Origin of the sequence: Frateuria sp. YIM B11624 (assembly GCF_049727805.1) — a bacterium.
Lineage (GTDB): Bacteria > Pseudomonadota > Gammaproteobacteria > Xanthomonadales > Rhodanobacteraceae > Frateuria_A.
On the sequence record NZ_JBCNYA010000019.1, the window covers coordinates 62954 to 78970 of the forward strand.

At 68.0% G+C, this 16017-nt stretch carries 30 protein-coding genes; 6 read left to right on the plus strand and 24 right to left on the minus strand.

Features of this window, described 5'->3' with window-relative positions; genetic code table 11:
* Window positions 1-3: 3 nt before the first annotated feature.
* The 24 genes from AAIL17_RS11280 to AAIL17_RS11395 all read right to left on the minus strand — a co-directional run bounded on the left by AAIL17_RS11280 (window position 4) and on the right by AAIL17_RS11395 (window position 10449).
* The gene (locus tag AAIL17_RS11280; RefSeq protein ID WP_424682941.1) at window positions 4-273 is read right to left on the minus strand and encodes a hypothetical protein; all 270 of its coding nucleotides are present in this window, start codon (window positions 271-273) and stop codon (window positions 4-6) included.
* Window positions 273-467 (minus strand): hypothetical protein, encoded by a 195-nt coding sequence (locus AAIL17_RS11285; protein ID WP_424682942.1) that lies wholly within the window; start codon window positions 465-467, stop codon window positions 273-275. Before AAIL17_RS11285 ends, AAIL17_RS11280 begins: the two co-directional genes overlap by 1 nt.
* 4 nt (window positions 468-471) lie before the next feature.
* Window positions 472-756 (minus strand): hypothetical protein, encoded by a 285-nt coding sequence (locus tag AAIL17_RS11290; RefSeq protein ID WP_424682943.1) that lies wholly within the window; start codon window positions 754-756, stop codon window positions 472-474.
* Window positions 756-1211: a gp16 family protein gene (locus tag AAIL17_RS11295; RefSeq protein WP_424682944.1), complete on the minus strand. Its 456-nt coding sequence runs from the start codon at window positions 1209-1211 to the stop codon at window positions 756-758. The genes AAIL17_RS11290 and AAIL17_RS11295 overlap by 1 nt, the downstream gene beginning before the upstream one ends.
* A complete protein-coding gene (locus tag AAIL17_RS11300) occupies window positions 1183-1416 on the minus strand; it encodes a hypothetical protein (protein ID WP_424682945.1) in 234 nt (77 codons plus the stop codon). The genes AAIL17_RS11295 and AAIL17_RS11300 overlap by 29 nt, the downstream gene beginning before the upstream one ends.
* Window positions 1413-1619, minus strand: a complete 207-nt coding sequence (locus AAIL17_RS11305; RefSeq protein ID WP_424682946.1) for a hypothetical protein — start codon at window positions 1617-1619, stop codon at window positions 1413-1415. Before AAIL17_RS11305 ends, AAIL17_RS11300 begins: the two co-directional genes overlap by 4 nt.
* Complete coding sequence (locus tag AAIL17_RS11310) at window positions 1612-1851, minus strand: hypothetical protein (protein ID WP_424682947.1); 240 nt, start codon at window positions 1849-1851, stop codon at window positions 1612-1614. The genes AAIL17_RS11305 and AAIL17_RS11310 overlap by 8 nt, the downstream gene beginning before the upstream one ends.
* On the minus strand, window positions 1848-2519 hold the full coding sequence (locus tag AAIL17_RS11315; RefSeq protein ID WP_424682948.1) for a DUF7168 domain-containing protein: 672 nt from the start codon (window positions 2517-2519) through the stop codon (window positions 1848-1850). The genes AAIL17_RS11310 and AAIL17_RS11315 overlap by 4 nt, the downstream gene beginning before the upstream one ends.
* Window positions 2516-2794, minus strand: a complete 279-nt coding sequence (locus AAIL17_RS11320; RefSeq protein ID WP_424682949.1) for a hypothetical protein — start codon at window positions 2792-2794, stop codon at window positions 2516-2518. The genes AAIL17_RS11315 and AAIL17_RS11320 overlap by 4 nt, the downstream gene beginning before the upstream one ends.
* Window positions 2791-2928 carry a hypothetical protein gene (locus AAIL17_RS11325; RefSeq protein ID WP_424682950.1) on the minus strand — a complete coding sequence of 46 codons (138 nt, stop codon included), beginning with the start codon at window positions 2926-2928 and terminating at the stop codon, window positions 2791-2793. The genes AAIL17_RS11320 and AAIL17_RS11325 overlap by 4 nt, the downstream gene beginning before the upstream one ends.
* A complete protein-coding gene (locus tag AAIL17_RS11330) occupies window positions 2925-3329 on the minus strand; it encodes a hypothetical protein (RefSeq protein WP_424682951.1) in 405 nt (134 codons plus the stop codon). Before AAIL17_RS11330 ends, AAIL17_RS11325 begins: the two co-directional genes overlap by 4 nt.
* Window positions 3326-3754, minus strand: a complete 429-nt coding sequence (locus tag AAIL17_RS11335; RefSeq protein ID WP_424682952.1) for a hypothetical protein — start codon at window positions 3752-3754, stop codon at window positions 3326-3328. The genes AAIL17_RS11330 and AAIL17_RS11335 overlap by 4 nt, the downstream gene beginning before the upstream one ends.
* Entirely contained in the window at window positions 3751-4173 is a 423-nt protein-coding gene (locus AAIL17_RS11340) for a hypothetical protein (protein WP_424682953.1), read from the minus strand. Before AAIL17_RS11340 ends, AAIL17_RS11335 begins: the two co-directional genes overlap by 4 nt.
* 1 nt (window position 4174) lies before the next feature.
* Window positions 4175-4792 carry a DUF3164 family protein gene (locus AAIL17_RS11345; protein WP_424682954.1) on the minus strand — a complete coding sequence of 206 codons (618 nt, stop codon included), beginning with the start codon at window positions 4790-4792 and terminating at the stop codon, window positions 4175-4177.
* The gene (locus AAIL17_RS11350) at window positions 4780-4908 is read right to left on the minus strand and encodes a hypothetical protein (RefSeq protein ID WP_424682955.1); all 129 of its coding nucleotides are present in this window, start codon (window positions 4906-4908) and stop codon (window positions 4780-4782) included. The genes AAIL17_RS11345 and AAIL17_RS11350 overlap by 13 nt, the downstream gene beginning before the upstream one ends.
* Window positions 4901-5599, minus strand: a complete 699-nt coding sequence (locus AAIL17_RS11355; RefSeq protein WP_424682956.1) for a hypothetical protein — start codon at window positions 5597-5599, stop codon at window positions 4901-4903. Before AAIL17_RS11355 ends, AAIL17_RS11350 begins: the two co-directional genes overlap by 8 nt.
* Before the next feature lie 3 nt (window positions 5600-5602).
* Complete coding sequence (locus tag AAIL17_RS11360; RefSeq protein ID WP_424682957.1) at window positions 5603-5752, minus strand: hypothetical protein; 150 nt, start codon at window positions 5750-5752, stop codon at window positions 5603-5605.
* Window positions 5753-5755: 3 nt separating this feature from the next.
* Window positions 5756-6076 carry a hypothetical protein gene (locus AAIL17_RS11365; protein ID WP_424682958.1) on the minus strand — a complete coding sequence of 107 codons (321 nt, stop codon included), beginning with the start codon at window positions 6074-6076 and terminating at the stop codon, window positions 5756-5758.
* Window positions 6073-6444: a hypothetical protein gene (locus AAIL17_RS11370; protein WP_424682959.1), complete on the minus strand. Its 372-nt coding sequence runs from the start codon at window positions 6442-6444 to the stop codon at window positions 6073-6075. The genes AAIL17_RS11365 and AAIL17_RS11370 overlap by 4 nt, the downstream gene beginning before the upstream one ends.
* A 28-nt stretch (window positions 6445-6472) precedes the next feature.
* Window positions 6473-7438, minus strand: a complete 966-nt coding sequence (locus tag AAIL17_RS11375) for an AAA family ATPase (protein WP_424682960.1) — start codon at window positions 7436-7438, stop codon at window positions 6473-6475.
* A gap of 68 nt (window positions 7439-7506) precedes the next feature.
* Window positions 7507-9471, minus strand: a complete 1965-nt coding sequence (locus tag AAIL17_RS11380) for a transposase domain-containing protein (protein WP_424682961.1) — start codon at window positions 9469-9471, stop codon at window positions 7507-7509.
* Window positions 9471-9923 carry a hypothetical protein gene (locus AAIL17_RS11385; RefSeq protein ID WP_424682962.1) on the minus strand — a complete coding sequence of 151 codons (453 nt, stop codon included), beginning with the start codon at window positions 9921-9923 and terminating at the stop codon, window positions 9471-9473. Before AAIL17_RS11385 ends, AAIL17_RS11380 begins: the two co-directional genes overlap by 1 nt.
* A complete protein-coding gene (locus AAIL17_RS11390; protein ID WP_424682963.1) occupies window positions 9920-10195 on the minus strand; it encodes a hypothetical protein in 276 nt (91 codons plus the stop codon). The genes AAIL17_RS11385 and AAIL17_RS11390 overlap by 4 nt, the downstream gene beginning before the upstream one ends.
* Window positions 10196-10197: 2 nt before the next feature.
* Window positions 10198-10449, minus strand: a complete 252-nt coding sequence (locus AAIL17_RS11395) for a DNA-binding protein (RefSeq protein ID WP_424682964.1) — start codon at window positions 10447-10449, stop codon at window positions 10198-10200.
* A 294-nt stretch (window positions 10450-10743) separates the two neighbouring features.
* Between AAIL17_RS11395 and AAIL17_RS11400 the strand changes: the two genes are divergently transcribed.
* The 6 genes from AAIL17_RS11400 to AAIL17_RS11425 form a co-directional block, all read left to right on the plus strand.
* Complete coding sequence (locus AAIL17_RS11400; protein WP_424682965.1) at window positions 10744-11073, plus strand: hypothetical protein; 330 nt, start codon at window positions 10744-10746, stop codon at window positions 11071-11073.
* 25 nt (window positions 11074-11098) lie between these two features.
* On the plus strand, window positions 11099-11410 hold the full coding sequence (locus tag AAIL17_RS11405; RefSeq protein WP_424682966.1) for a hypothetical protein: 312 nt from the start codon (window positions 11099-11101) through the stop codon (window positions 11408-11410).
* Between the two features lie 343 nt (window positions 11411-11753).
* Window positions 11754-13673 (plus strand): diguanylate cyclase, encoded by a 1920-nt coding sequence (locus AAIL17_RS11410; RefSeq protein ID WP_424682967.1) that lies wholly within the window; start codon window positions 11754-11756, stop codon window positions 13671-13673.
* Window positions 13674-13801: 128 nt separating this feature from the next.
* Window positions 13802-14305, plus strand: a complete 504-nt coding sequence (gene pilV / locus AAIL17_RS11415; RefSeq protein ID WP_424682968.1) for a type IV pilus modification protein PilV — start codon at window positions 13802-13804, stop codon at window positions 14303-14305.
* Between the two features lie 17 nt (window positions 14306-14322).
* Window positions 14323-15402, plus strand: coding sequence for a PilW family protein (locus AAIL17_RS11420; protein ID WP_424682969.1), 1080 nt, complete (start codon window positions 14323-14325; stop codon window positions 15400-15402).
* An 8-nt stretch (window positions 15403-15410) separates the two neighbouring features.
* The coding region (locus tag AAIL17_RS11425; RefSeq protein WP_424682970.1) for a PilX N-terminal domain-containing pilus assembly protein at window positions 15411-16017 on the plus strand (607 nt) is incomplete at its 3' end.

Sequence of the window (16017 nt, forward strand, 5' to 3'; positions counted from 1 at the left end):
TGCTCAGTGCACCCCGATCGAGGCGCCAGGCGTCACGGACGCGATGCCATGTTCCATCGTCGTCTGGATCGTGCCGAGGAGGCCGCGCGTGCGCTCGGCACCCAACCGCGCGGACGCGTAGCCCAGCAAGCCGGCATTGAGGTTGAGCAAAAACATTTCGAAGCAGTCGTCGCTGATCGGCAGGCTGTTGATTTCCTGAAGGACGATTCGGCTTAACCCAGCGCCCATTTCAAGGCCCCTTTTGCGCTCGTCCGTAATGTGCTGTTCGTTCATCAGTCGCAGCCCCCTAGCCGCGTGGGTTCGTGCTTCTTGCGCTCGTCATTGGTGCCCAGGTAATAGGCGGCTTTCAGCAGCTGGTGGATTTCCCCGTGATACACGGGCCGGATCTTCGACACCTCGCTCACGAACCGCGTGCGCCACAGTTCGTTCCAGCGCCTTCGGCGCTCCTCGACTTCTTCGGGGTGCATGGCGTCAGTCGTCCAAGCCGAGCTGCAGCAGCTGATTCGTCAAGCGACGCGGTGCCGGGGCCATGTTTCCGCGCGGCATCCTGATCTGGCCGTTCTTCACGTTCCGATAGGAAACGCTCACCTGCTCGCCGGCCTCGTACACATATCCGCTGTGTTCGTAGTTCTCCCTGCACTCCACCGCATGGTTGAGCAGCTGCACCACCTTCATGCCGGCGCTGGCCGGCATCAGGAAAGTCTGGTAGCCGATCTTCACTGCGCACATCGGTTCGTTCTTCGGCTTCGCGGCCATCACTTGCTCCTTTGCCGGTTGGCGCTGATCTGCAACGCCGCCACCAGGCGGTGCAGCTGGTCCGGGCGCAGCCACTCGACGCGCTGCACCTTGAACATCCGCTTGGCGGTGCCGTGGGCGTAGTTCCAACCCTTGCCCAGCTCCGCCAGGAGGGCGCCCACCTTGGCCACCATGCCGGCGACCTCCTCGCGCACGTTCTGCGGCGCGTCCGGCAGGCTCACGGCGTTGCCCATCTGCTTCTCGCCCTCGCCAGCCAGGCGTCGCATTTCGTCGAGCACCTTGGCCCGGCCGCGCGCGTCCAGGTCGGCCGAGCTGGACACGCCGCCAACGCGCTGCAGCAACGCAACGTAGGTGTCTTGATCCATGCGCAGGCGCTTCTTCGCCAGCACGTGGATCGCCGCGAGCTGGCGCACGCGGGCGCGCGGATCAGTTGGTTTTGGGTTCGAGTACGTCATATCTGCCCTCCCGGGCCATCATCTGTTCGTGCTTCTCGCGGGCCAGCGCCGCGTATCGATGCGAGGTCGCCTCGCTCATCCCGAACCTGTCCCTGATCTGCTTAGCGCTGGGCGGTCGCCGGTGGTCGAACATCCAGAGGGCGATCCACCACACGACGTCAGCCGTCGACGCCTGCTGGAACTCGGGACACTTCGGGTAGCTCATGGCGCCGGCGCACCCGTCTGCCACACGCTGGCCTTCGCCGCCCAGGCGCGCCAAGCCGGCAGATAAACCGTGCGAACAGCGATCTTGCCCGGCCAGCTGTAGATCACCTTCTCGCCGATGACGGCCTCGACCTCGCGGGTCTCGCCGGCGACGGTCACGCTGTCGCGGTAGGCCGGGTCGATGCGCGGATCCCGCTCAGCCATGCCCGTTGCCCTCCTGCTGCTTCTCGGCGATCCAGGCCTGCACCTCTTTCGCGGCCTCGATGTAGGCCTTGGACGGCGTCTTGGTGATCTCCTGGCCGGGCACGTAAGCCGCCCAGATGCGGTTGCGCAGGCGCAGCGGCAGCGCGAACCAATGCGGGCGGCAGCCCCAGCGCGCCGGCGGCACGCGGCGGGTGCAGCCGGGCCAGTGGCAGGTGTGGTGAATGTCGCTCATGACTGGTGCTCCAGTGCACGCGGTGACGTGCCTTTCATCGCCCGGTGCAGCTGCGCAGCTTTGCCTGCCAGATAGCCGGCCTCGGCGTCGTTGTCGTTGGCCTTGCCCTTAGTGGTCAGGTCCCTGGTGGTGCCCGTGGTGGCGTCTGGATAGCGCAGACGCACCAGGTCCTCGATGGCCTTGCGCTTCTCCTCGGCCAGCTCGGCCTTGGGGAACAGGTGGTAGATGGCGCTCACCCAGGCCAAGGCGAAGGTTTCGCCGCGAGCCTCGCGGTTGCCCCGCTTGCGCACCCGGGCAATGTGCTTGAGCCGGTCGGCGTCCATCTGGCGGCGCAGGACGGTGAATGCGTACGCCGCGATCTCGGCGGCGCCGTCCGTACCGTGGAATCGGATGACCGTCTTACCCCACGTGCGGACGAAAAGCGCCTGGGCGCCGAAGCCACCGGCCACCACCGATACCAGGAAGCTGAGCGACTGCGTGGGGTTGGCACCGCGGCAACGCGTGCCCACCTCGGCCTCGCGCACGTCCGTCGCCTCGGCGTGGCTGATGCCGTATGCCGCCATCATGGCCTGCGCCTGGCGCAGTGCTGCCGCCGCTTCATTGGCGTTTGGCGAGGCGGCGAGGCGCAGGCACGCCTTGATCTTGCGAAGGATGGCGGCGCGGTTCATGGCGTCACCCCGTCGAACATGTCGATGGTCCGCTCGCAGCGCGCTGGCGGCACGGGCTCACCGTCAGGCACGAAGGCAGTGCACTGCGGAACGCCCGCGTCGCCGTAGCACCACTCGGCCGGATACTCCGGATCGGTGACGTCGAGCTGGAACGTTCGCGCGAGGATCGGGCAGTTCTCGTCCGCGTCGCGCGCACAGTTGCCGCACCAGTGGTCGATGAACCCGGCACCTTCGGTGCCGTTGGACGGGCGGTAAAGCTTGGGTTTGGCCGTCATGGCGTCACCCCGCCAGGCGCGCAGATCCAGAGCGTGACGCACGGGACCAGGTTGATGCACAGCCGGCGGTTGGCGCGCGACCAGTGCGCGCCCACCCACAGGCTGCCCCAGCGGAACAGGATGCCGGCCTTCATGCCTGCTCTCCGGTGGCTTGGGCGATAGCAGCTTCCAGATCGCGAAGCGCCTCCAGAGGCTCATTCGAACCATCGTCCGGATACTTGCTCGCCTCGTCACGGAGGAAAGGCAGCGCAGCCTTCGCGGCTTCCAGCAGCTCCGGTGCGGACGCGATCAGGCGGGCGTCAGCCATAATCTGGTCATGGTCCGCCGTCTTCTGGAAGCGACTCGGTTTCTTGCTGTAAGGGCCCGGCATGCCGCGCGTGGATTTCTCAGTGAAGCAGCTGCTGAGTTCTGCGATGGCATCACCAGCGCAACACTCCTCCTCACCAAAGCTGGGGCCCACGATGTGCGGCCATGCGGCGGAGCAGGTCCCATCGATCACGATTCGCCACGGCCCGGGCGTGTGCTGAGCGCTCATGCCACCATCCTCCGCAGGCTGAGCGGCGCGGCCTGGCCGGTCTCGCGCCACGCATACGCGCCGCGCACCACCTGGTCGGGCGTGCCGCTGAGGTAGAACAGCTCGGAGCCCGCCTGCTTGCGGTAGGCCATGAACGTGGTCGGTTCGTCGTCGCCCGGGGCAAACACGCTGATCTCGACGTCCTGCAGCGGCGCCGGCTCCTCGGGCGTGATCGACGCCCACTCGGGGATGCGTTGGCCGATGTCGTGGAGCCATTCCCGCTTGCCGTGGTGCCTGCCGCCCTGATGCAGCAGGCACCAGCGCGCGCTATCGCCGATAACGCCGGCGAGCGCAGCCAGGCCGGCCAGAACCTTCTCCCGGTTCTCCGGCTCGAAGTGCAGCACTTCGCGCCAGGCGCCGGCGGTATTGATCTGGAGGATGATCATGCGTCCTCTCCCTGATCCGTGGCTTCCCGTAGCCGAAGCAGGCGCTCCAGCTCGGCCACGCCGAGCGCGAGGCCCTTGGTGAGGACGTTGATACGACGATCGAGAGCCGGGCAGGCCGCCTCGTAGAACGCGTCGGCCAGATCCTCGCGATCGATGCCATTCCAAGCGCCACGGCCGATCAACTGGAGGAGCGGAATCACCTCCAAGCCGTAGTCCTCGGTACTCACGCACACGTCCGGGCACAACGTGGAAGGCGTGATGAAGAAGGCAGCGGCGGCGGCCAGTTCCTCCTCGGCATGCTGATCGTCATGGTCGAAGTCGAAGCCCTCTTCTTGGATCTGCCGGGTTCGTTCCATCGCGACCATGTCGATGGCAACCGTGCGGATCTGGCTTGCGGATTCTGCTTTGGACAGCGCCATGTCACACCTCCGCGATGTTGAGCGAGAGGGCCTTGTACTGGCCGTTGGCGTCGCGCTTGTAGAAGCGGACGTAGCTCTTGGTGCCGACCACCTGGACCGCCTCGGAGATCGCAGTCATGGCCCGCTGCCAGCGCTCGTCCTGGATGTCCAGGCGGTGCAGCGCCAGCACGGCGCCGGTGCGGATCTTCCCGGTGGCGTCGACGCGGAAGGCATCCTGCACCAGGAGCGCAACCTCGGGCCGTGCGTCGGCGGTCCACTCGCGCAGGCACTCGTCGATCAGATCCTTGGCCGACTGCAGGCGCTCGTCGAAAGTGATCAGCTCGGCCATTGCGCGCAGCACCTTGAACTCGCCGTCGAAGCTGGTCAGGTGCACGTTGCCCTTGTCGCCGCCCAGCTTCACGTCGTACTGCTCGGCCGACAGCTGCACGAACGCAGCGATGTCCTGGTGCACGCGGGCCTTGAAGGCGCGCATGCGCCGGTTCAGATCCTCGGCCTCGGCGTACAGCTCGCGCACCAGCTCGTCGCGCGTCTTGTCGATGGGTTTGATCTTGGATTCCGGCACCAGGCGCCCTTGGGCGTCGCGGCGGTGGCCGGCGGGGATCTCGATCAGTTCGAACATGGGTTGCTTTCCTCGTCTTGGGCGCGCTCGAACTCGGCGCGGTAAATGTCGTGGGTGGCTTGGCGCAGGCGCTCGCCCAGCCAGGGCGGCAGCTCGTCGTCGTCGTGGTCATTCATCGCGCATGGCCTCCAGGGCCTCGCGGCAGGCCGTCACGTTGGCTTCCAGCGCGTCCCACACGGGCTTGATGGCGACGATCGACTGCAGGTAGGCATCGCGCGCCTGCTCGGCCTTGTGAAGCGCCGCTTCGGCCTTGCGACGCACCGCAGAGCGCGGGCCTTCGGTGGTCGGCTCCACCGCCGGGTCGGGCGCCGCGGCCGGCGGTTCGCCCGGGGCCGGTGCGGCGATCGCAATGGCGATGCCGCCCTTGGGCGCGTAGGCCTCGGCGTGTGCACCGTCGCGCGTTGCCTGGAAGTCACCGCGGCGCTCGCCCAGGTGCAGGGCGCGCAGGACCTTGTCCAGCGTCTCCTCGGGCAGCGCCGCCTGCACCTCGACGGGTGTCATCGGCGCCGTCGCCTTCTCCAGCAACCGCCGCACCTTCGCGATGGTGGTCTCACGGTCGCTGACGCGCCGATCGTGGAGGTGGCTGATGGTTGCGGACGCGGGTGCCGGCTCGGCCAGGGCGTAGGCCACCCGGCCGTCCTCGATCGAGGCGACGAGCTGGCCCTGGTCCTTCATCGCGCGGCACAGTGCGTCGACCTCGGCGCGGTCGGTGCCTACCGACAGCTGCTCCATGATCTGGTCGAGGTTCATGGGCAGGCCGGCGGCAGCCGTCAGCACCACCAGCAGCTCGGACTTGGTGGAGGGCATGGCTCAGCCCTCCCGCTGGCGAGGCTGGTTGCCGGCAACCTTCACCTTCGAGATCACGGCATCGTGCTTCTTCTCCACGATCTCCCGGGCTTCCTTCGGGTTCTTGGCGTCGACGTGGAACACGCCCTGGTCGGTGTGGACGGCGAACTTCATCGCTCAGCCCTCGCGCTGCAGCAGGCGGTGCTTCTCGCGCACCACCCACTGCACCTGGCAGTCGAGCACCTTGGCCACCATCACCGTTTCCCGGTGGAAGCCGTTGACGCGGCGGATCTTGATCGAGCCCTGCAGCCAGTCGCTGGGCTGGTTGATGTCCACCACCACGTAGTCCGGCCGCACGGTCACCTGCTGCACCGTGCAGCCGTGGACGTGCAGGAAGGTCACGCACTTGCCGGCGAGCTTGAGCTGGTCCTGCACCGCCGCGCTGCTGCGCTGCAGGCGCAGCGCGATCGCCTCTTGAATCCCCTTCAAAGCGTTCATGCGTCTTTCTCCAGGGGCAGCCCCAGCTGCCCGCGTAGGTCCGGCAGGGCGACGCGCTTCATCGCGCACACCTGGCGGAGGGAGGTCATGGCCCGGTCGGTCAGGAAGCCGCAATTCCGGTCCAGTTCTTCGTCGGTCTCGGCGAGGTAGTAGCCGTGCGCCGGATGCCCACAGACGGGATGCCCGGCGTTGCGCAGTGCCTCGATCACCTGGCGCAGGCGGCGCTTGTCGGCCTCCGCGGTGCGCCCGGTGATCGTGTGCACCAGCTGCTCGGCGGTGCGCCCGTTGGCCTCGCCGACGCAGTGCTGCAACACCGCCAGCACCGTGTCAGGCGTCAGGTCCTTGCTGCAGAACAGGTCGGGTTGCATGGCGGCTGCCTCGCGTTGACCGGGGTGGTTACCTGCCGCCGTCCACCAGCTCGACCGCGGCCGCACGCACGTCCTCGCAGCACACCGCGCGGCCTTCCGCGTTGGCGTTCATGCTGGCCAGGCGCAGGGTCTTGGTGAGCGTGCGAAGGGCGCCGGCACCGCGGGCGACCTGCATCAGCGTCACGCGGCACTTCTCGTCGGTAATGCCCCACGCCTGGATCAGCGCGACCACGTCGGCCTCGGTGGGTTGCTTGAGCTGCAGGCGCTTGCCGATGCGGCTGTTGAGGCGGTCCAGCTTGGCCGCGTTGCGCCCGCCGGTGATCTGCGAGAACAGACCCTCGTTACCGACATAGGCGATGCCGATGCCGGTGGCGTCGTGGATCGCACGCACCTGGTCGAGCGCGTCGAACGAGAGGTGCTGCGCCTCGTCCAGGATCAGCAGGCCGTGGGTGCCCGTCACCCGCTTGTTGATGCGCTTGACCAGTGCGCGGGCGCCGCCGCTGGTGTCCAGTCCCAGGGCTTCGGCGATCTCCTGCAGGCAGGTGACCACGCCGCGGGTCGAGGGCTCCATCGTGGCGATCCACACGTTGGGGCTGCTCTCGCGGTAGTACTCGCATGCGCTGCTCTTGCTCACGCCGGCGTTGCCGAAGGCGATCACGATGTCGCCCGCCATCTGGCCGTAGCCGAGCAGGCCGAGGACGCGCAGTGCGGTGGGCGTGGCCACGAAGCCGGGCACGGTCGGCATTACGTTGCCGGCGGCGCGGCGGGCGTCCGCCGCCTCCAGCCACAGGCGCACCTTGGTGTCGACGGCTTCGTTGTCGCCGGCGTACTTGCTGCCCAGCCACTGGCTGAAGGTGGTGGCGCTGATGCCGGCCTCTTTCGCGATGACGGCCTGGCTCAGGTTCTTGCTGTCGCGCGCCATCGCGGCGCGGACCTTCTCCCGGAGCACATCGTCGCCCTGATAGATTTGCGGAACGGTAGCGGTGTCATTCATTGGTTGATCCCCTTGCTTGGTTACTGCTGCCTAGTCCCGGCGGGTGCGCCAACACCCGCCGGGGCGCTTTAAAGCTGTTCTTCCTTCATGCGCCTGGCGCGCTCGAACATCTGCAGGTCGAGCTGGCTCGGACCATCGGTGCCGGTAGCGGCCGGGCGCTGCGGTTGCGGTTCGGGTTTCTTCCCGTGCAGGCCGAACACCCCCGCGACGACGCCGGCAGTGGGTAGCGAGGGCGGCGTGACTTCGGGAAGCTGGGCGGCCACCTGGGCGGCGTCCATCAGCTTCTCGGCAGCCAGCATGTCCTTGGCCGCGCGGCGCCACTGCTTGCGGCCGCGCAGGTGCTCGCGGGCCGCGTTGACGTCGGCGAAGCCGACGGCGGCTACGCAATCGGCCGCGCAGATGTACGTGCCGTCCAGGCCGTACACGTGGGCCACGCCCTGCAGGTGCCAGGGGTCGACGCGCAGCACCACCTTGCGGCCGGCGTGCTCGGACAGCGCCTCATGCCAGTAGCGGTTGCCCGCCAGGCGCACGCTGCCGTCGACCGTGTTGGCGGTGACCGCCTCGGCGGCCAGCAACAGCAGGCGCAGCTGCTCCTCGCTGACCTTGCGCACCGTCGCCCGGGCGTAGCTCTCGGCGAACACCAGGTCGAAGCTGCGCCCCGCGCAGACGCGGGTGCGCCGGCCCATGCGGGCGTTGTGGGCGTGGATCTCCTCGTTCACCACGCGCTCGAAGGTCTCCCACTCGACCACGCGGCTGCCGTAGTTCTCCGGCTTGGCGACAGGGCTGTTGCCCACATAGGCGCCTTCAAAGGCCGGGTGCTTGGCGATGCGATCGCAGAAGTCGCGCCAGGCGCGCTCGATGGGCTTGGCCTGGCCGTGGTACGGGGTGACCCAGTGCACGTTGTCGGCGCCGACGAGCGTGGTGATGACGCCGGTGGGGTCTTCCTCGCGCACCTTGAAGCGGTAGCGGTTGGGCGTGCCGCCCGTCATCCACTTGCTGGCGAAGGCGCGGCCGTTGTCCAGGTACACGCTGCCGGGCACGCCGTAGGCGCGCACCATGTCGCCGAAGGACAGGCGCACCACGTCGCTGGATTCGTGGTCGCACAGGCGCCAGGCCAGCATCTTGCCGCTGTGTAGGTCCTGCCAGCCGAGGATGCACGGTCGGCCCTCGGTGCCGTCCGGGAAGCGCACGCGGATGTCCCAGCGGTGGCCGTCCGCGTTCACGCCTTCCAGCGCGGCGAGCATGCTGCGATCGCGCTCCTGGGCCGGGTAGGTTTTCAGCAGCGCGTCCTCGCCCTGGCGGGCCAGTACGCGCACCGCGCGCGGCAGCTCGCGCTCCACGCGGCGGGTGAAGGTCTTGAGGCTGGGCAGGGTCCAGCCGCGCGTCGCGGCGATGCGCTGCAGGCGGTCGTAGCAGCTGCTCGCGGTGGGCTGTTCCAGGCGCAGGTAATCGGCCTTGAACAGCTCCCACGCTTTGGGCTCGATCTCGGCCGTGGCGGTGCGCCCGGTGTAGTGCGGCAGCAACAGGGCCAGCCAGTTGTGCGGCGCCGTGTTGGCGACGTCCTGCTGCCAGCGGGCGAGGCTGGCAGCGCTGCCGCCGCGTACACCGTCGCGCTGCAGCTGCGCCGCGACCGTCTCGCGGGCCTGCATCAGCGGCACGTTGTTGGCCACCAGGCGATGCACCGACTGAATCGCCTGCAGGCGCATCTGCGCGACGTCCTTCATCGGCTGCTTGGCCTGCTCGTAGCGCTGCCAGGCCGAGCGGATCTGCTCGTCGCTCGGCGCCAGGGTGTTGCGCGACGCCAGCGGTTGGACCGGGCGCTCGCGCAGCAGCAGCGCGGCCTGGGTGGCCGGCGGCAGCGCGCTCAATGCGTACTCGCGGCCACCGCCACGTCCGGCGCGCGGGCGGGACGTCCAGCCTTCGCGGTCTGCCTTGGCCCGGATGTTCCGGTCGGTGCCTGGAAGGCCCGGTAGCCCGACCAGCTCGGCGCCGGTGTACCAGCGTTCGGCCAGCTGCAGGTTGCCGTCGGCCATCACGGCACCCTCCGCCGCATATCCTTGAGGACCCTCAGCTGGGCGTCCGTCTGCTCACGCTCGCGCATGAGGCGTCCGATCTCGGCGTCGAGCGTCTCGGCGCCGACCAGGATCCGGCCACCGTGCACGCTTGCCGACCAGCTGCTCAGCGGCGTGCTGGAACACACGATCTCCAGCACGGGGCCGAGCCACAGCGGGCAGTTGAACTCCTCGCGGGCCGGCGCCGTGTAGCCGTCGATCATGTTCTTGGTGACGTCCTTGCCCGTAAGGCGGGAGGCGCGTGCGGCCACTTCGTGGCGGTCCATGCCGGCGCGGTGAGCCTCGGCCAGCATGTTGGAGAGCAGCTCGCAGACGACGGGGCGGAAATCCATTGAGCCGGGCAGCGGCGCGGGGCGCTGCGGGATCTCGAACAGGTCGCCCGAGAGGGACGCGCCGGCTTTGCGACGGGTCATGCGGCACCGCCGATGCGTGCGAGGGCGGCAGGAATGCCCGCGAGGTGGCAGTCGCGCTGGTGCTGACCATACGGGTGCTCTGCGGTGCGCCACGCGCCGCGGGGGCACTGGCAGGTCGCGTGTTCGCACACCTCGATCAGAGCGACTACAGCCGCGATGGCGCTTGCGCCCGCCTCCCACTTGCCTTTTGGGAGCCGAGCAGCGGCGTCACGTAGCACGTCCATCGGCGCGCTCGATGCCCGGTTCACCGGGTTGGCGTAGAGGGCGCCCATGTCTACGCCGCCGCGCTCTGCCGCATATTGCGGCCGTTCTCGGGGGTGCTAGGCTCCCCTTCGGGCACCTTCAGGCCAAGCGCGACCGCGATTTCGTGGGCGCGGCCGTAGTAGGCCTTGTCGGCCCCGTTGATGACGCGATACACCGCCTTGCGGTCGTAGCCGCGTTCCTCGGCCCATTGCGTCAGCGTCTTGCCCCGCTGACGAAGTTGCTGGCGTACCTGGTCCGGCGTGAGTGCGGTCTTGCGGCTCATGTCCCCCGGTTTCCCCTTGTGATCTATGGGTTATGTCTAGGGCACGAATATACGCTTATCAGCGGTACGGTCAAGCAGATAAGCGGCATCCGGGTTCATGCCGCACCGACAATCGGCGGCGTAGCCTGTTCGGAGTAGGTAATTCAAAGGCTTATGTCTATGTCGGATGGTGTGGATCAAACTCAGATGGAGCGTCCGACTTACCGCGAGGAACTCGGACGGCGCCTATCGGCGGTGCTTGATCGGCTGCCATCCCGCCAAAAGGCGGCAGAAACCGCCGGACGGTCCACCGACATGCTCAACAAGTACGAGCGGGGGGTCGCGGAGGCTCCGTTCATGGCGATGGCCAACCTGTGCCTGGCCGCTGGCGTCCGCATGGAATGGCTTGCGACCGGGCTCGGCGACGTGGAGAGAGCCGCGCAAACCGCGCCAGATCAGGCTTCGCAGCCCTTGAGACGTGAAGATTTGATGATGGCGATGCAGCTTGCCAGCGAGGCGTTGGGCAACAAGGTGCTGTCCCCGCCGGATCACGCCGAGCTGGTCAGCCTGCTTTACGAACTCCTGGTGGAAGGGCTGCCCCAGGCCACGGTCCTGCGCTATGCCAAGCGCGCAGCCCGGGTCTGAGTCACCACAACAGGGGACTCACCCGATGAATGAAGCACGCGTCACCCGTGTCAGACGGCTCCTGGCCAGCGCCACCGTGCCTGACATCGCCACCATCCGTCGCAAGCAAGGTCCGCTGGGGCTTACCCGGCGTCGCTGGCTCATGCAGGAGGCCAGGCTGCTGGCCGCCCGCTACTCGCTCCAGGAGCACCTGGACGCCTTTATCTACGCCCAGGACCACACGGCCATCACGGGCCTGGACGTCGACCAGCTGGAGCACCTGGTCAGCCACCTCGAGCAAATGGGCGCCCGCCTGGACGCCGCCTGTGACCCGCCCGGCGCGCCGCCGGCGCGCTGACGCGCTTCGAAGCCCTTTCGCACTCGCCTCAACGGTCCTTCGAAGACAAAAAAAGCCGGCCCCTCGGCCGGCTTCAATTTGCAAACGTACTGTCCGTGAGGTGGAATCGGCGCCCGATTCTGCAAACCTACGCCACGTCGCCGCCGACGCGCTCAGCGCGCTCGAAACCCGCGCTGTTCGTGGATTTCATCCCGATTCGTCCCTTTATTTTTCGCTTTGTCCCTGTTCCTCAAACCTGGTGTCCCCCTTCACCCGCTACAGTTTCCGCGCTTCCTGCCGCTAGACGGGAGGCATACACCGCCAGAGCTCGCCAGGGAATAGGGCGCCCATCGGATTTCCTGCCTTGCCCACACCGACACCTCGAGCAAAGCTGGCGCTGCGATTCGCGTCGTCGCTGCTGCTCTCCCTTCTGCTGGGGCAGGCGCTCGCGGCTGCGACGCCCGATCAGGCGGCGGCGTTCGACCAGTACGCCGGCAAGCTGGAGCGGGGCGAGATCGCGCCGGACACCCAGGTCGGCGTACTCGAGGCACTGGCACACATGAAGCAGCTGGTGCCGCCCGGCGACGCACGGCGCGAGCTCCGCTACCGCTACATGTACTGCATCATGGGCCTGGACGCGCCGCCCGAGCAGGGCATTGCCTATGCGGACCAGGGTATCGCCGATGCCCGCCGCCTCGGTTACGTGGACGCCGAGATCAACTTCCATTTCTGCCGCGGCGCCAACCAGGAGGCGCTGACCACGTCGCGTGACGCGCTGGCCGACTACGATGCCGGCATCCAGCTGGCGCGCAGCCACGAGAACCCGCGCCTGGTCGCCGACGGGCTGACCTGGCGCGGCAGCGTGCAGTCGCTGCTGGGCGAGCACGCGCTGGCGCTGGTGGATTTCCTGGAGGCGCAGAAGTTCTACGAAAGCAGCGGGGCGCCGATCGAGAGCGAGCAGAACCTGTTCAACATCGCCGTGGCCTACCGCCGGCTCGGCGAGGAGGCACAGGCCCGCGATTACCTGGACAAGCTGCTGCGCCTGGGCGAACAACGCCACGACCGTGCGCAGCAGCTTGCCGCGCACATGGAACTGGGCTTCCTCGAAAGCGAAGCGGGCAATCAGCCTGCTGCCGAAGGCCACCTGCGCAGGGCGCTGGCCTTGGCCCATGCGGTCGACAGCCGCACGCGGGGGGCAAGCATCCACCTGGGATTGGCGCAGGTGGACAACCTGCAGGGGCGCTACCGCGAGGCGCTGGGCGAACTGGCCAAGGCCGAGCCCGGGTTCGCGCGCATGGGCGATCGGTCCAACCGCGACATGGTCCTGCTGCAGACCGCCGAGGCGCACGCGGGCCTCGGCCAGCATGCCGAGGCCATCGGCGAGTACGCCCAGGCCGAGCAACTGCTGCAGCAGAGCGGCAACCTGCGCTACCTGGCCGAATTGCTCGACGCCCGTGCCCGCAGCTACCAGGCGCTCGGGCATCTGGAGCTGGAAGTGGCGGACCTGCGGCGGCTGGTCAAGGTGCGCGAGGCGCTCGACCGCAAGGCGCACTCGGACAACGCGACGCTGATGAACTACCAGTTCCAGACCGCGCAGCGCGACCAGGAGAACCGCCGTCTGGCTGCCGATCGCGCGCTGAAGGAGCAGCAGCTCGAATCGCTCGAGCGCGTGCGCCATTGGCAGCGCCTGGCGCTGGTGCTCGGCGGCGTGCTGATCCTGCTGCTGGTGTGGCTCGCGCTGCGCCAGTTCCGCCGCTCGCGCAAGCTGCACCGGATGGCCATGACCGACCCGCTCACCGGCATCGCCAACCGCCGCCACATCGAGCAACTGGCGCGCCGCGCGCTGGACCACGCCGGCGCTACCGGCGAGCCCCTGTGCGTGCTGGTGTTGGACGTGGACCACTTCAAGACGGTCAACGACGCCTTCGGCCACGCGGTGGGCGACCAGGTGCTGATGCGTGTCGCGCAAGCCTGCAAGCAGGCCCTGCGCCGGTTCGACATGATGGGCCGGCTGGGTGGCGAAGAGTTCCTGGTGGTGCTGCCCAACACTTCGATGGACGTGGCCATGCAGATTGCCGAGCGCCTGCGCCGCAAGGTCGAGTCGCTGCCGCTGGGCAGCCTGGCCCCGGGCCTGGAGATCACCGCCAGCGTCGGCGCCGCCGAGGCCGAACACGAGGTCGACGACCTGCCGGAACTGGTCCGCCGTGCCGACACCGCCATGTACCGGGCCAAGGACGCAGGCCGCAACCGGGTGGAAGTGGTCACGCGCGCCCAACTGGTGTGACGCATGCCACATCCGGGCGTGGCCCGGATGCCGCTCGTCGGGAAAAACCTGCCATTCGTCCGGCACCCCCTGGCAGGCGGCACGCGGTCGCCTATGCTGGAATCGGCGTGATCCGGAAGGGGGCTGGAATGAATCGTTACGCACCGCGCAGCCAGCGCGGCGTTTCGCTGATCGAGGTGATGGTCGCGATCGTCGTGTTCGGCATCGGCTTGCTGGGCCTGGCGCTGCTGCAGACCAAGGGCGCCCAGTTCACCAAGGAATCCAGCTCGCGCACCAGCGCGATCATCCAGGCGCGCAGCCTGGCTGATGCCATGCGCGCCAATCCCAAGGCCATCGACCCGGCCGACGGCAGCAGCAGCTACTACCTCTACAACGGCTCGGTCGCGCCCGATCCGGCTGCCTGCAAGAGCAATGATGCCTGCAGCCAGGCCAAGCGGGACCTGCAGGCCTGGTTGAACAGGCTCAAGACCAGCACGATCGCCGCCCAGAGCGCGCCCGCCGCCACGGTGACACGCGACGCCAAACTCGGCACCTTCACCATCACGGTGTCCTGGAACGGCCTGGACCTCAACGGCGACAAGCAGCTGACCGCCGCGGACAACGGCACCTACAGCTTCAGCATGCTGCCATGAGGACGCCGCGCATGGGCATGAACCGTTCCCGCCGAATCGCCGGTTTCTCGCTGGTCGAAATGATGATCGCGATGGTGCTCGGCCTCATCGTGGTCGCGGGCCTGATCCAGGTGCTGCTGGCCAACCGCAAGTCCTACCAATTGCAGCAGGGCACCAACATCCTGCAGCAGAACGTGCGCTTTGCCTCCGACCGCATCGGCTGGTCGCTGCGCATGGCCGATTTCTGGGGCGGCAACCCGGGCGGCGTGGTCACCGGGACTCCTGCGGTCGTCGCCCGTGGCGACTGCAAGGCGGACTGGATCCTCAACACCCGCCAGGGTGTCTACGGCTACGAGGGCGGCGCGACCTTCCCGATCGCCGGTTGCGTGGACGACAAGGATTACGTCAAGGGCTCGGACGTGCTCGTGACGCGCTACGTGGACGCCGACGGCATGGATCCCGCCGCCAGCACGACCATCGCCGCCCTGCCCAAGCAGGTGTACCTGGTGTCGGCGATCGGCCAGCAGGCGGCACTGTTCCAGGGCAGCGATACGGTGCCGACCACGCCTCCGGCCTCGGCCATCGGCCGCTACGTTTATCCGTACCGCCTGGACATGTATTACCTGCGGCCCTGCAGCAACCCGGACGGGGGAACCGACACCTCCCACTGCGACGCCGCAGATGATGATGGCAATCCGATCCCCACGCTCATGCGCATGCGCCTGGACAGCACCGGCAACCTCACCGAAGAGCCGCTGGTGGAAGGCGTCGAACAATTGCAGTTCCGCTATGGCATCACGAGTACCGACTTCGACGAGATCGTGCCCGGAGACCCCTACGAGGACGCCAGCACGATAACGGCCGACGAGTGGCCGCGGGTCATTGCGGTCGAGGTGGGAATGGTGGCGGTGTCGCAGCAGCGCGACATTTCGATGCCGCACACCGGCAATTTCACCGCGGGCAACTGCTCATACACGGTCAGCGATGGCTCCACCACGACCACCGGCTGCACTGGCTTTTCCGTGGCCGGCACCAAGCCGTGGCAGTTCGCCCGTACGCAGCTGACCCAGGTGGTGCAACTTCGCAACCGCATCCGCATGTTGGTGGCCTCCCGATGAACATGTCCATGACCCGCTCCCGCCAGCGCGGCATCGCGCTGTTCGTCGGCCTGGTATTCCTGGTGGTGCTTTCGCTGGTCGCGGTGATCGCCATGCGCGGCACGCTGATGGAAATGCGCCTGGTCACCAACGCGGCGCGCCACCAGCAGGCCTTCGAGGCCTCCGAGACCCTGCGCGCGGTGCCGGTTTCCGTGTTCGACGAGCACGTATTCCAGCGTGGCTGGCCGACGCAGCTTGGCGGCACCCTGCCGGACGACGACTTCGACTTCCAGCTCGCCAACCAGATGCTGGCCGCCTTCAAGAACGGCCTGCAGAAAAACTGTGCCGGCGACCTGGACCTGTTCTACGGCAACCTGGAACCGGATTGCAGCGGCATGGTCGCGGAAAACCGCTACGACACCAGCACTTGGCACCCGGACGCGATCCTGTCGATGTGCGACGTGACCAGCAGCGACTGCTCGCGCGAGATCTCCGCCACGATCTCGATCGTTCCCGACGGTACGGTGCTCGCGGAGGGCTCCGGTGGTGCCCAGGCCGCCGGATACCGCGGCATCGGCGGCGGCGGGGGGGGGGGGGGGGGGGGGGGGGGGGGGGGGGGGGGGGGGGGGGGGGGGG

Coding starts and splice junctions, on each gene's coding strand:
- AAIL17_RS11320 (WP_424682949.1), bottom strand. CDS start 2,794: ATGACGGCCAAACCCAAGCTTTACCGCCCGTCCAACGGCACCGAAGGT.
- AAIL17_RS11340 (WP_424682953.1), bottom strand. CDS start 4,173: ATGGCGCTGTCCAAAGCAGAATCCGCAAGCCAGATCCGCACGGTTGCC.
- AAIL17_RS11350 (WP_424682955.1), bottom strand. CDS start 4,908: ATGAATGACCACGACGACGACGAGCTGCCGCCCTGGCTGGGCGAGCGC.
- AAIL17_RS11310 (WP_424682947.1), bottom strand. CDS start 1,851: ATGAGCGACATTCACCACACCTGCCACTGGCCCGGCTGCACCCGCCGC.
- AAIL17_RS11405 (WP_424682966.1), top strand. CDS start 11,099: ATGAATGAAGCACGCGTCACCCGTGTCAGACGGCTCCTGGCCAGCGCC.
- AAIL17_RS11420 (WP_424682969.1), top strand. CDS start 14,323: ATGAACCGTTCCCGCCGAATCGCCGGTTTCTCGCTGGTCGAAATGATG.
- AAIL17_RS11375 (WP_424682960.1), bottom strand. CDS start 7,438: ATGAATGACACCGCTACCGTTCCGCAAATCTATCAGGGCGACGATGTG.
- AAIL17_RS11290 (WP_424682943.1), bottom strand. CDS start 756: ATGGCCGCGAAGCCGAAGAACGAACCGATGTGCGCAGTGAAGATCGGC.
- AAIL17_RS11285 (WP_424682942.1), bottom strand. CDS start 467: ATGCACCCCGAAGAAGTCGAGGAGCGCCGAAGGCGCTGGAACGAACTG.
- AAIL17_RS11385 (WP_424682962.1), bottom strand. CDS start 9,923: ATGACCCGTCGCAAAGCCGGCGCGTCCCTCTCGGGCGACCTGTTCGAG.
- AAIL17_RS11315 (WP_424682948.1), bottom strand. CDS start 2,519: ATGAACCGCGCCGCCATCCTTCGCAAGATCAAGGCGTGCCTGCGCCTC.
- AAIL17_RS11360 (WP_424682957.1), bottom strand. CDS start 5,752: ATGAAGTTCGCCGTCCACACCGACCAGGGCGTGTTCCACGTCGACGCC.
- AAIL17_RS11400 (WP_424682965.1), top strand. CDS start 10,744: ATGCTCAACAAGTACGAGCGGGGGGTCGCGGAGGCTCCGTTCATGGCG.
- AAIL17_RS11300 (WP_424682945.1), bottom strand. CDS start 1,416: ATGAGCTACCCGAAGTGTCCCGAGTTCCAGCAGGCGTCGACGGCTGAC.
- AAIL17_RS11345 (WP_424682954.1), bottom strand. CDS start 4,792: ATGTTCGAACTGATCGAGATCCCCGCCGGCCACCGCCGCGACGCCCAA.
- AAIL17_RS11365 (WP_424682958.1), bottom strand. CDS start 6,076: ATGAACGCTTTGAAGGGGATTCAAGAGGCGATCGCGCTGCGCCTGCAG.
- AAIL17_RS11355 (WP_424682956.1), bottom strand. CDS start 5,599: ATGCCCTCCACCAAGTCCGAGCTGCTGGTGGTGCTGACGGCTGCCGCC.
- AAIL17_RS11380 (WP_424682961.1), bottom strand. CDS start 9,471: ATGGCCGACGGCAACCTGCAGCTGGCCGAACGCTGGTACACCGGCGCC.
- pilV (WP_424682968.1), top strand. CDS start 13,802: ATGAATCGTTACGCACCGCGCAGCCAGCGCGGCGTTTCGCTGATCGAG.
- AAIL17_RS11370 (WP_424682959.1), bottom strand. CDS start 6,444: ATGCAACCCGACCTGTTCTGCAGCAAGGACCTGACGCCTGACACGGTG.
- AAIL17_RS11330 (WP_424682951.1), bottom strand. CDS start 3,329: ATGAGCGCTCAGCACACGCCCGGGCCGTGGCGAATCGTGATCGATGGG.
- AAIL17_RS11395 (WP_424682964.1), bottom strand. CDS start 10,449: ATGAGCCGCAAGACCGCACTCACGCCGGACCAGGTACGCCAGCAACTT.
- AAIL17_RS11325 (WP_424682950.1), bottom strand. CDS start 2,928: ATGAAGGCCGGCATCCTGTTCCGCTGGGGCAGCCTGTGGGTGGGCGCG.
- AAIL17_RS11305 (WP_424682946.1), bottom strand. CDS start 1,619: ATGGCTGAGCGGGATCCGCGCATCGACCCGGCCTACCGCGACAGCGTG.
- AAIL17_RS11295 (WP_424682944.1), bottom strand. CDS start 1,211: ATGACGTACTCGAACCCAAAACCAACTGATCCGCGCGCCCGCGTGCGC.
- AAIL17_RS11335 (WP_424682952.1), bottom strand. CDS start 3,754: ATGATCATCCTCCAGATCAATACCGCCGGCGCCTGGCGCGAAGTGCTG.
- AAIL17_RS11280 (WP_424682941.1), bottom strand. CDS start 273: ATGAACGAACAGCACATTACGGACGAGCGCAAAAGGGGCCTTGAAATG.
- AAIL17_RS11390 (WP_424682963.1), bottom strand. CDS start 10,195: ATGGGCGCCCTCTACGCCAACCCGGTGAACCGGGCATCGAGCGCGCCG.